At 69.7% G+C, this 11,802-nt stretch carries 10 protein-coding genes; 3 read left to right on the plus strand and 7 right to left on the minus strand.

Going from position 1 to position 11,802, the window contains the following annotated elements; genetic code table 11:
• Positions 1-14: 14 nt before the first annotated feature.
• Positions 15-893 carry an alpha/beta fold hydrolase gene (locus ACZ6N8_RS19580; protein WP_466011688.1) on the minus strand — a complete coding sequence of 293 codons (879 nt, stop codon included), beginning with the start codon at positions 891-893 and terminating at the stop codon, positions 15-17.
• 192 nt (positions 894-1,085) lie between these two features.
• Between ACZ6N8_RS19580 and ACZ6N8_RS19585 the strand changes: the two genes are divergently transcribed.
• Both ACZ6N8_RS19585 and ACZ6N8_RS19590 read left to right on the plus strand, forming a co-directional pair.
• Entirely contained in the window at positions 1,086-2,453 is a 1,368-nt protein-coding gene (locus ACZ6N8_RS19585) for an extracellular solute-binding protein (protein ID WP_466011689.1), read from the plus strand.
• Positions 2,454-2,486: 33 nt separating this feature from the next.
• Entirely contained in the window at positions 2,487-3,347 is an 861-nt protein-coding gene (locus ACZ6N8_RS19590; protein ID WP_466011690.1) for a MaoC/PaaZ C-terminal domain-containing protein, read from the plus strand.
• A 74-nt stretch (positions 3,348-3,421) separates the two neighbouring features.
• Here the strand turns inward: ACZ6N8_RS19590 and ACZ6N8_RS19595 are convergent, their stop codons facing one another.
• The gene (locus ACZ6N8_RS19595; protein ID WP_466011691.1) at positions 3,422-4,387 is read right to left on the minus strand and encodes a DUF1702 family protein; all 966 of its coding nucleotides are present in this window, start codon (positions 4,385-4,387) and stop codon (positions 3,422-3,424) included.
• Positions 4,388-4,645: 258 nt separating this feature from the next.
• Between ACZ6N8_RS19595 and ACZ6N8_RS19600 the strand changes: the two genes are divergently transcribed.
• Positions 4,646-5,452, plus strand: coding sequence for an AfsR/SARP family transcriptional regulator (locus ACZ6N8_RS19600; protein WP_466011693.1), 807 nt, complete (start codon positions 4,646-4,648; stop codon positions 5,450-5,452).
• A gap of 71 nt (positions 5,453-5,523) precedes the next feature.
• On the opposite strand, the gene ACZ6N8_RS19605 is transcribed toward ACZ6N8_RS19600, so the two are convergent.
• The 5 genes from ACZ6N8_RS19605 to ACZ6N8_RS19625 form a co-directional block, all read right to left on the minus strand.
• Complete coding sequence (locus tag ACZ6N8_RS19605; protein ID WP_466011695.1) at positions 5,524-6,924, minus strand: cytochrome P450; 1,401 nt, start codon at positions 6,922-6,924, stop codon at positions 5,524-5,526.
• 96 nt (positions 6,925-7,020) lie between these two features.
• The gene (locus ACZ6N8_RS19610; RefSeq protein ID WP_466011697.1) at positions 7,021-7,494 is read right to left on the minus strand and encodes an acyl-CoA thioesterase; all 474 of its coding nucleotides are present in this window, start codon (positions 7,492-7,494) and stop codon (positions 7,021-7,023) included.
• A 165-nt stretch (positions 7,495-7,659) separates the two neighbouring features.
• The gene (locus tag ACZ6N8_RS19615) at positions 7,660-8,268 is read right to left on the minus strand and encodes a response regulator transcription factor (protein WP_139585220.1); all 609 of its coding nucleotides are present in this window, start codon (positions 8,266-8,268) and stop codon (positions 7,660-7,662) included.
• Positions 8,217-9,494 carry a sensor histidine kinase gene (locus tag ACZ6N8_RS19620; RefSeq protein WP_466011698.1) on the minus strand — a complete coding sequence of 426 codons (1,278 nt, stop codon included), beginning with the start codon at positions 9,492-9,494 and terminating at the stop codon, positions 8,217-8,219. The genes ACZ6N8_RS19615 and ACZ6N8_RS19620 overlap by 52 nt, the downstream gene beginning before the upstream one ends.
• 335 nt (positions 9,495-9,829) lie before the next feature.
• Entirely contained in the window at positions 9,830-10,936 is a 1,107-nt protein-coding gene (locus ACZ6N8_RS19625; RefSeq protein WP_466011785.1) for a branched-chain amino acid aminotransferase, read from the minus strand.
• Positions 10,937-11,802: the final 866 nt, after the last annotated feature.

An 11,802-nucleotide genomic window follows, 5' to 3' on the forward strand; every position in this document is an offset into this window, starting at 1 on the left:
CCGATCGGCGACCGCTACCGCCGATCGGACAACCACTCCTGCGCCGCGGGTACGCGCTTTCGCGCCAGCGTCCCGTGCCCGTCCTCGTCGAACCACCGGGCCTCGACGCCCGGGATGTGCCGGGCCAGCCATCCGCCGTGACCGGACGGCACGAACACGTCCCGCCGGCCGTACATCAGCAGGACGGGGACGGCGGCGTCGGCGACGTCGAACCCCCACGGCCGCAGCTGGGTGCCGTTGTCGTCCCACCAGCCCCGGATGCCCGACGTCAGCCCGGCGGTCCGGCAGGAGGAGTGGAACTCGTGGAACACGCCAAGCGTGTCCACCGCGTCCTCCGCCATGAACGGTGATCCGTCCGCGCCGGACATCCCGCCTGTCGACGCGAGCAGGAACTCGTCCCGGTCCTGGCTCATCTTCTTCCACGCCGCGACCGGATCGGTGAGGTACAGCTGGGTGTCCTCGACGTCGTCCCGGTACATGCCGTCGAACCAGTCGAGGCCCTCGGCCTCGAACGGCGCCATCCCGGCCAGGACGGCCGCGGCGGTCACCAGGTCGGGTAGCAGGGCGGCGCACGCCAGCGCGTGCGGACCGCCACCGGAGAAGCCCCACGTGCCGAGGCGGTCGATGTCCAGCTCGGCGCAGATCGCGCGGACATCGGCGGCGGTGTCGGCGGCGGTGCGGCCCGGCCGGGGCGAGGACCCGCCGTAGCCGGGCCTGTCGTAGCTGATCAGCCGGAGCCGGCGCGCGGTGGCGTCGCGTACCCACGGCCCGTAGAAGGCCGCTCCGCGGGAACTCGGGGTGCCGTGGTGGACCAGGATCGGCCAGCCGGCGGGGTCACCCCGCTCCTCGACAACCAGCAGCCGACCATCCGGAGTCCGTACCGTGCGCTGCATCCTGCCTCCTCACGCGGTGCGTCGCCGCAACCGCAGCCATCAGAGCACGGTGCCGCGCAGCGGCCAGCTTCCCGATTGCCCGACCTCCACTGCTGGTGAGCAAACGCGAAGGCGCGGCCCGCCGCGCATCGCTGACACGGTGGACGTGCGCGCCCGCCCGTGACCCGCCGTGCCGGCAAGATGGAGGCTGACATGACAGCAGCACGCAGTTCGAGTGACGTCGCAGAGGAACGACCGATCAAGATCAATGTCTGGCTGACGGACCCGGCCAGCTGGGCCACCAACGAGGCGGACATCGCGGTCACCGCCGCGGACGAGTTCAACGCGGCACACCCGGAGTACCAGGTCGAGATCAACAGGTACGACTTCCGGACGATGCCCGCCGAGGTGGCCCGCGCTGCGGAGCGCGGCGAGGCGCCGGACATCGCCGAGTACCACTTCACCGCCACCCGGGGCGCCATGGACACCCTCGGGAAGGACGGGAACCCCCTGTTCACACCCGTCGAGCGCGCCATCGCGGGCCGGTCCGAGATCCTCGGTGAGGCGGTCGTGCTCGACGACATGGTGCCGGCGGCCCGCGACTACTTCCGCTACGCCGGCGAGCTGGCGGCCATCCCGCGTACGGCCTCCGGGATCGTCCTGTACGCCAACATGGACCTGCTGGCCAAGGCCGGCGTGACCGAGCCGCCGCGCACCTGGCGCGAGGTCACGGCCGCCTGCGAGGCGCTCGCCAAACTGCCGAACGGGCCCACGCACGGCATCGCCTGGCCCAACTTCTACTGGGTCTTCCTCCAGGCGGTGGCCCAGCAGGGTGGGCTGATCGCGGACCACGACAACGGCCGTTCCGGCCGGGCCGAGAAGGTCGACCTCGCCTCGACCGAGATGATGAACTACGTCCGGTGGTGGCAGGGCCTGCACCGGGACGGCCACTACCTGTACACGGGCAAGCTGCTCGACTTCCCGGGCGGTTACGAGGCGTTCGAGGAGCAGCGGATCGCGCTCTTCCTCAGCTCCTCCGTGGACGCGTCGCACCTGCTGGACAGGGGCGACCGGCACGGGTTCACCGTGGCGGTGGGTCCGCTGCCGTACAACGACGAGGTTCCGTTGGCCGGCAACATGATGGGCGGGTTCGCGCTCTGGCTCGCCGCCGGTCTCAGCCCGGCCAAGCGGGACGGCGCGCTGGCGTTCATGCAGTACCTGAACCGGCCGAGCAACGCCGCCGAGTGGGCCAAGCGCCACTACCGCATCCCGATCACCCGGAAAGCGGTCGACATCCTCCGCAAGGGTCCGTACCGCGACAATCCCCGCCTGCGCGTCGCGGGCGAGCAGCTGGAGGCCGCGGACGGGACGCCAGCGGCGCTCGGCCCTCTGCTCGGCGGGCAGGCCGGCATCATGGGCGAGATCACCAGTGCCATGCACGACGTCCTGACCGGCGACGCCGACCCCCACGCCAGGTTCGTCGAGGCGACCCGCCGGGCGCAGAAGCACCTCGACGCCTACAACGCGTACTGCGACGGCCCTCCCCGCCGCACCCCGGAGGACCTGGCCGTCAGCCTGTAGCCGCCGTACCGCAGTCAGCACCTGGAGGTCACGATGTCGCTCGAGCACAGTCTCGTCGGCGTACCCGGGGAACCGTGCGAGCGGTCCTGGACCTCGAAGGACGCGCTGCTGTACGCCCTCGGCGTCGGCGCCGGCCTCGACGATCCGTTGCGCGAGCTGGAGTTCACCACCGAGAACAGCGAGGGCGTCGAGCAGAAGGTGCTGCCCACCTACGGCCTGGTGATAGCGCAGATCCCACCGGCACGCAGCATCGGTGACTTCGACCGCGCCCACCTCGTCCTCGCCGAGCAGTACGTCGAGCTTCATCGGCCGCTGCCGGTCGCCGGCACGGTGCTCACCTCGTCGACAGTCACCGGGATGTACGACAAGGGTGCCGACGCGCTGGTCCGGTTCGAGAGCGTCGCGGTCGACCCCGCCACCGGTGAGCCCGTCATCACCACCCGGTCCGGCATGTTCATCCGGGGCGAGGGCGGGTTCGGCGGCGACCGCGGCAGCTCCCTGCCGTGGTCGCCGCCGGACCGGCCCCCGGACCACACGGTGGTGGAGCGCACCAGGCCGGAGCAGGCGTTGATCTACCGGCTCTCCGGTGACCGGAACCCGCTGCACGCCGACCCCCGGTTCGCCGCGCGAGGGGGATTCAGCCGACCGATCCTGCACGGCCCGTGCACCTTCGGGTTCACCGGACGCGTGCTGCTGCACGAGCTGTGCGGCTCCGACCCGGCGAACTTCGTCGCGATGTCGGGTCGGTTCACCGCTCCCGTCGTTCCCGGTGACTCACTCGTCGTGTCGATCTGGCGCGATCACGACGGCACGGCCTTGTTCCGGACCGCCACGGGGGACGGGACCGTGGTTATCGACCGCGGCCGGATGACCTGTCGCGTCCCGTCCGGGTAGCGGGCCGTCGCACCGGTGACCGGTACCAGCTCGCCCCCGCGAGCCGGTACCGGTCATTGTCGTCCTGGCGCCGGTCAGGCGTTGTCGAAGTGCGCCCGGATCCGCTGCCGCCACAACTCGTAGGCGGGCTCGGCGCCGGGGGAGTGCACCGCTGTGGCGTCGGCGAGGGCGACAGCCTTGTCCACGGTGAGGCCGGCCAGGATCTGGCAGGCGGCGGTGGTGTAGTCAGGAACCAGACCGGAGTAGGAACGCGCCTTCACCGCGAACACCACGCCCAGCGCCACCTGCGGCCACTTGTCACCGGCGGCCCGCCGCAGCGCGTCCAGGCCGTCGGTGTCGCTTCCCCCGGCGAACGTCGCCGCCAGCCCCACACCGCTCCACAGATCGGGCTGGCGGTGCTCGGCGAAACGCCGCACCGCGGCGGCGACATCGGGGGCGCGCCCGCCGCAGATGAACCACAGCGCCCGCCCCACACCCTGGTCGACGGCGCGCAGGAAATAGTCAGGTGAACCCTCCCACGGGTAGGGCTTCGGCACCTGTTGCGCATCGATCCAGCGCGGTTTGTCGAAATAGGCCCGGTCAAATCCGTAACCGTCGACCGCGAGCCAGCTCATGGTCGGGTGGTAGGGGTCACCGGCCAGATCGGGAACGGCCTTGCTCCACAATTTCCTGGGCAGTCTGGCCATCGCGAAACCCATACCGATGTACGCGAGAAAAATGTGCGGACGCCCCGGCCCGAGGAGCAGATCGCGGGTCCGGTGGCCACGCCCCATGGCGTCGAGAACGGTGAAGGCCATCGTCACCCCCTCGTAGGCGAAACCGCGCAGCTCCTCGTTCACGAGGTCCAGCCGGCGTTCCACCTCCCACTGGTCGCGGGCGTCGATCCCCCACTCGAATCCGCAGATCACGGCCTGGGGCACGGCCTCCAGGTGACGGCTGCCCGGGGAGGGCTCCGCCGGGAAGCCCCGTTTGGCGAAGGTCACGTCGGCGAGCTGAGGGGTCAGCATGAGCCTGCGCATCGATCCGAAGACAGTTGGCACCTATCCACCTTCCGGGTGACAGCGACGGGTCACCCTCCATCGTGGCGCGGTAAATGCGGGCCCGCTTACTCTCGGTTGCTGCCGGTCGTCCGACTTCGTCACAGTGTCGGTCATTGATGCTCGCACATTGCGATGTCATGTTTGTGGGGTGAGTTCTTCACCCATCGGGTCATGACCATGTCTCTGGAAGCTTGGGTTCCGCTCGAGGCAAGATCGAGCAACGGAAAGTCACCCGGTACGAGCCCTTGGAGCAGAGAAGTGATCAATGTAGACGAAAAGCTCGTCGTCCGACTGCTGGGCCCGGCATCCGCGTACCTGAACCACCAGCCGGTGATGCCGAGCGCGCCCAAGCAGCGGCAGATCCTCGTGCTGCTCGCGCTCAACGCCGGGCGGGTGGTCACCACGCAGACACTCGTCGAGGAGCTCTGGGGAGACCAGCCGCCGCGCAGCTTCGCCACCACACTGCAAACCTACATATTCCAGCTCAGAGCCAAGCTGACCGGAGCCGCGCGCAACCGCCAGTGGGCGAGGCGGCTGCTGGAGACCCGGCACTCCGGCTACCAGCTCGACGGGCAGCTGTGCGAGACCGACGTGGCGGAGTTCGACAACCTGGCACGCGCCGGCCGCCGCGCGGTGGACGTCGGCGACAGTACCGCCAGCTCCGAACTGCTGGGACGCGCGCTGGGCCTGTGGCGCGGGCCGGCCCTGGTGGACGTCCCGGCCGGGCGGATCCTCCGTGCGGAGGTGGCGTCGCTTGAGGAGAACAGGCTCGGCGTGGTGGAACGCCGGATCGAAGCCGACATCGCCCTCGGCCGCCACGCGGACCTGCTGGGCGAGTTGACGATGCTTGTGGCTCGGCACCCGATGCACGAGAACTTCTACGCGCTGCTGATGACCGCGTACTACCGCAGCGGGCGGGCCGGGAACGCGCTGGAGGCGTTCCGGCAGATCCGTACCGTGCTGCGCGGCGAGCTGGGAGTGGAGCCGGGCCCCCGACTGCAACGACTGCACCAGGCGATCCTCGCCGGCACACTCGACTCCGAGCCGGTCTGGCTCGCCTCGTAGACCGACCGCCGAGCGCCCCCGCCGCTACGCCGAGACCACCAGGGCACGGCGGGACGCGGGCGCCGCGGCGCTCAGGCCTGTCGTACCCGCACCGGTAGGCCGCCGCGGATCCGCAGCGACAGCATGGCCTCGGGCACCGGATCGGTCGGGCCGGCGAACTCGAACCGGAAGCGACGCGCGACCATGGCCGCGATGATTGTCGCCTCGAGCATGCCGAGATGACTTCCCACGCAGACCCGTGGGCCCGCCCCGAAGGGGATGTAGGCGTACCGGTGTGCGACGGCGGGAGCGTCGGAGGCGAACCGCTCCGGCCGGAACTCGTCCGGCTCGGACCAGAAATCGCGGTGCCGGTGCAGCGTGTAGGGGCTGATCATGACGTCCGCGCCGGCGGGAACCGGGTATCCGCCGATCTCGTCCGCGGCCAGGGTCACTCTCGGCAGCCCCCAGACCGCCGGGTAGAGCCGCATCGTCTCCTGGATGACCATCGTCGTGTACGGCAGTCTGGTCAGGTCGGCGTACTCGGGTGTGCGGTCGCCGAGCACCGCGACCGCCTCGGCGCGCAGCCGCTCGGCCGCCTCCGGATGACGGCTGAGCAGGTACCAGGCCCAGGACAGGGTGCTGGCCGTGGTCTCGTGCCCGGCCAGGAGCATCGTGATGATCTGGTCCCGCAGCCCGCGCCAGCGGGCGTCGGTGTCCTGTTCACGCTCGGCGACGCGGAGCAGCACCGACATGAGGTCGGACCCGTCCGTACCCGTGCCACGCTCGCGGGACGCGACGAGCGTCCGTACCGCGTCCTCGATCTGTCGTTTCGCGGCCCGGAAGCGGCGGTGGCGCGGCAGCGGCATCCACAGCGGCACCGCGCCCAGCGTGACCATCTCGAACATCGCCTGCTCCTGGGCGGCCTCGAAGGCCGATCCCAGGAAGCTCAACGGGCTCAGATCGACGTCGAGGAGAGTCCTGCCGAGCACGTCCATCGTGAGCGCCGTCATCTCCTCGGCCACGTCCACGACGGTCCCGGACCGTGACTCGAGGCGCTGGGTCAACTGGGCGCCGGCGTCGGCCACCACCCCGGTGAATCCCGCGATCCGCTCCCGGCGGAAGGCGGGGGAGATGACCCGGCGCTGACCGCGCCACGTATCGCCCTCGCTGGTGAGCAGGCCGTCGCCGAGAATCCGTCGTCGGGCCTCGGCCAGGCCCAGTCCCTTGTGGTAGTTGGCGGCGTTGTCGGCGAGCACGTGCCGGGCGTGATCCGGGTGGTTGAAGAAGTAGAGGGTCTTGGGACCCATGGCGAACCGGACCACGTCGCCGTACTCGCGCGCCGCGTCGGACAGCAGGCCCAGCCGGTCGCCCCACAACTTGCGCAGCAGTCCCGGCGTCGCCCACGGCGGCGGTCCGGGGTACCTCCGCCGGCCGCCAGCGGCCCGCCGCTCCGGATTCTTCGGCGTCCGGTCGGCGCCGTTCGCGATCGTCATGTCAACTCCCGAAGTGGTCGGATCGCGAGAACCTGGGCGCGGGAAGCCCGGATGTCCGTGGCGGACGGGGTTCGGGTGCGTGTTGCCCGGCCGAACTCACGCCCGGCCTCCGGTGCCGGTGCCCCTGGCCTGGGTGGCGGGGGCGACCGCGTAGACGCTCAGCGCCGATGCGAGCTGTTCCGGCACCTGCGCCGGGGTGCAGGCGCCGTTGACGTCACGGACGCACGCCACCCGCTGACGGCACCTGGCGATCAGGTCCTCCACCCCGTCGCGCACCCGCACGACGTCGAAGGCGAAGCCGATGTGGGTCTGGGTCAGCTCGTCCAGCCGCATCCGGATCGACACCTCGTCGAAGGCGGAAACCTCGCCCAGGTGTTCGCACTCGGAGTCGACCTGGCGTAGCTCCAGATCGCCGCTGAGCTGGTCGAGCACGCCCGGAGCGTGCTCGAGCAGGAACATCTCCCGGCACCGCCCCTGCCAACGCTCGTAGTAGACGTCGTAGACACTGCCGACGAGGTTCGTCTCCTCGAAGCCGACGACGTGCCGGTACTCGTAGTACTGCTTCCTCACTGGCCGCCTCCGTCCGAGTCGTTCCTGCGGGTCTCGGCTCGCCGCAGGTTTCCTGCCACTGACCTGTGATCACGATGCGGGACTGAGGTACGCCGCTCCATCTCGGATCTTGCTCACGCAAACAGCAATCTGCGATCACTGGGAGTCGCGGCGTACCGCCGGTCCCTATGGCAGCCAGCCCGAGTCGTAGGCCAACTTGACCGCCTCGACGCGGTTGCGGGCGTGCAGCTTGGTCACGACGGTCGTGAGGTAGTTGCGGACGGTCCCGACCGACAGGTGCAGCGCCGAGGCGATCTCGCCGGGATCGGCGCCCCCGGCGGTCAGCCGCAGCACCTCGTGCTCCCGGGTGGACAGCGGGTTCTGGCCGCAGTCCCACGCGGACAGGGCCAGCTGCGGGTCGATCACCCGGCGGCCCCCGGCGACGGCGCGGATCGCGTTCGCCAGGTCCTCCGGTGGGGAGTCCTTGAGCAGGAAGCCGGACACCCGGGCGGCGAGCGCCCGGCTGACCGTCCCGGACCGCCCCAGGTTCGTGAGGATGAGGGTACGACAACACGGCAGCGTGGTCCGGAGCTGTGCCGCCGCCGACAGGCCGTCCAGGCCCGGAAGGTCGACGTCGAGGACCGCCACGTCGGGTCGGCAGCTCAGCGCCGTGGAGACGATGTCCGTGCCGTTGTCGACGGCCGCCACCACCCGCAGGTCCTCCTCCAGTTCGATGAGGGCGATCAGCGCCCCGCGGACCATGGCGACATCCTCGGCGAGCAGGATCCGCAGCATGCGCAACTCCCCTCAATGGACATCGTCGGCGTACGCCTGACGGACGACGAGGTGCGATCGATCCGGGGTGACCGGGCGCCGACGACCGCGTCAGCGTTGACGGCGATCTCCGCGAGCACGTGGAACCGCCCGTCGTCCCCTACCGATGCGCTCAACGTGCCGCCGACCGCCTGGAGGCGGAAGGCGAGATTCTCCAGCCCGCCGCCGTCGCGGTAGGTGGACGCGGTCCGTGGCACTCCGTCGTTGACCACGGACAGCGTGATGTTCTGGTCGGTCTGGTCGACGGCGATCCAGCAGTTCCGCGCGCTGCTGTGCCGCAGGATGTTCGTGGTCAGTTCGCGCAGGAGCATGGCCAGCACGGAGTCGACCTTGTCCGGCAGGACCGCGCAGTTCACCTCGACCTGGGCCGTCACGTTGGCGCTGGCGAACAGCGAGGCGACGGCCGCCACCTCCCGGGCCAGCGAGATGTTGCGGTAGCCGTCGGCCACCTGCCGTACCTCGGCGACGGCCTGCCGTGCCATGGCGGCAACGTCCCGCAGTTCGCCGCCCGCCGTGGCCGGGTCGCTCTTCATGAGCCGTCCGGCCAACTCGGCCCGCAGCGTGATCGCGGCCAGGCTGTAGCCGAGCAGGTCGTGCAGGTCCCTGGCGAAACGCATCCTTTCTCTGATCACGGCGAGCTGTATCGCCTCGGTGTGCATGCCCTGCACGTGCCGGACCATGCGGGTGAGGCGACAGGTGGCGAACATGGTCAGGCCGATGGCCAGGCTGGCGATCGTGGTGTTCTCGGCGAGCCAGAATCCCGACCCGGCGGTCATCGCGACCGCGAACACGCTCACGATGACCGCGGTGAACAACGCCCATGCTGCGCGACCGGGGACCACGAGCAGCACCGACGCTGCGAGAAATCCCCCCGCTCCGGGCCAGGCCGCACCGACGGTGAGCATCGGCAGGTAGGTGGCGAGACCCTCGACGGCCAGCATGCCCAGTCGCAGCCACGGCGGGCTCGGCGCGGTCACCGCGAGGTGACGGGCCTGGAGTACGGCAAGGACGGCGACCGCGCCCAGGCTGACGGCCACCCGCTGCGGCGGCATGGGCACTGCCAGAATCGCACTGATCTGCACCGCGAGAAGGACGCCCAGGATCACCAGGCGTAGGCGCGCCACTCCCGGCGCCACGTCTTCGCGTTGAGCCTCCTCGGCCGACGGTATGGAACTGATCGGCTTCATGGCATCTGTGATGTCATTCGGAAACCCCCGAAACCAGGTCTTCGTGGAAGGTCAGTGGCCCTTTCTGCAATTCCTTGACGACCCGCTGCCCGGCCGGCAACCCACCCGGCCGCACAGCTCGATCCGTCGTGGTGAAGGCGCTGCGGGCGTACGACGAGGTGCCCGGACCGGTGGCGTACCGGACCGGCGCCCCGGGTGCCGGAGGAGGTCGCGTCGCCGCGGCGCGCTCCGGGTGCCCCTCGGCCACGCCGGAACGGCGGACGTGACGGCAGGGCCGTCACGCGCGCGGGCAGGCGCCTCGTTCCGTCGGAGCCCGACAGTCGAGTGCGTCGCCGTCAGCAGACGATGCGCGTCCACCCCAGGTCGTCGGGGATGCGGCCGTACTGGATACCGAGCAGCTCGTCACGGAGGCGCAGCGTCACCGGCCCGGGTCGACCGTCGCCGATCGTCCACTCGTCGTTCGCCCCGCGAACGTGCCCGACCGGCGCGATGACCGCCGCCGTACCGCAGGCGAAGACCTCGGTGATCACACCGGCCTCGCACTGCTTGTGCCACTGCTCGACGTTGATGCGCCCCTCGCTGCGGCCCAGGCCGAGCCGCCCGGCCAGCTGGAGCAGCGAGTCCCGGGTCACCCCCGGCAGGAGCGTGCCGGTCAGCTCGGGCGTCATGAGGGTCGGGGATCCGCCGTCGGTCGACTGTTGGACGAAGCAGAGGTTCATCCCGCCCATCTCCTCGACCCAGGTGTGCTCGACCGCGTCCAGCCAGACCACCTGGTCGCAGCCCTGCTCCACAGCCTCCCGCTGGGCGAGGAAGGCGGCGGCGTAGTTGCCGCCGGCCTTCGCGGCGCCGGTCCCCCCGGGCGCGGCGCGGGCGTACTCCTCGGACAGCCACACGGTCAGTGCCGGCGGGCCGGTGCGGGTGCTGAAGTAGGCGGATGCCGGGCAGGCGATCACACCGAACAGGTAGCTGCGCGACGGGAGCGTGAACCCCAGCGTGGGCTCCGTCGCGATCATGAACGGGCGAAGGTACAGGCTGGTGCCGTCACCGCCGGGTACCCAGTGTCGCTCCTGCTGGACGAGCAGCTCGACGGCGCGCACGAAGGTCTCCACCGGGAGCTCGGGCATCGCCAGCCGTCGGGCGGAGGCGTTGAACCGGGCGGCGTTGCGCTCGGGACGGAAGAGCGCGATCGACCCGCCCTGCTGGCGGTACGCCTTCATGCCCTCGAAGATCTCCTGCCCGTAGTGGAAGACGGACGCCGACGGCGGCAGGGCGATGTCGTGGAAAGCCTCGAGTCGCCCATCGTGCCACCCCTGCTCAGCGTCCCATCGCAGGGTGATCATGTGGTCGGTGAACACCTTGCCGAAGACCGGTGCGGCGAGTATCGCCCTTCGGTCTACTTCGGACATCGGATTACGGCTTGGACGCACGTCAAAATCTATTATGGCTACTGCCCTCCCCCTCAGACCATATGTTGCGTGCGACCGGCGGCTCTCGTGGAAGCGACCGGTCACCAACAATTTATTCTGCGCAAATAGTTCCTGTCGTTCAGGAAACCGAAGGTTGGCTGGCGAACCAGCGCTGAACCTGACAATTTTCCTTCGGTTGGTTGGCTACGTATGGTGACGCGCATTGCGACCGGATGGTCCGTTTTACACTGATCGCCTCCCTTTCTGGCCCCCCGGGTCGTATCGAACTCTCTCTACATCCATCCTAGATCGAGTGGCGTTCTTGCGTCGAGTCCCCGTGATCACCTTCTGGCCGGCCTCCACCTCCTGATCCTGGGGAAAAGGCCAGGTCAGGGCGGCGACAAGATTTTCTTGGGTTCGGCTCGGGGGGCGATCGACGACCGGTTCGACGCGGAAACGTTTCGGCGCCGTCGCAGGCCAGGGCCCCGCCCCCAGGCTTGGAACGTATGCTGACTTACCCCATTGGCCGCCGTGTGGCGGTGTCGGGAAAACAGTGGCTCCAAATAGACATTTGTCGCTACTGTCGTACGCATTCCTGGTCCTCTCGATGCCATCAATCGGGGCCTGATCAATCCCCGCCGCCGTCCCGGCGAAGGCGTGCATCCGGTGCCGAGGTTCCCCGATCGCCACGTATTCGCAAAGATTCGGCAGGGCGGCGGTGAGGCCGAAAGGGGCCGCAATGGCTGGCCGTTCCGATCGTCGTCCCGGTTTGTGTCGGGCAGCTTTGTGCTCCGGTCCGACCACGATGATCGAACGGCCTCTCCCCGGACGGCGGGGATGTCGTCAGGCCTCGCCGCCGCGGTGCGATCAGTCGGTATTTGATCACTGGATGGATGTGTTCT

This window comes from Micromonospora sp. NPDC047521 (genome assembly GCF_055587305.1).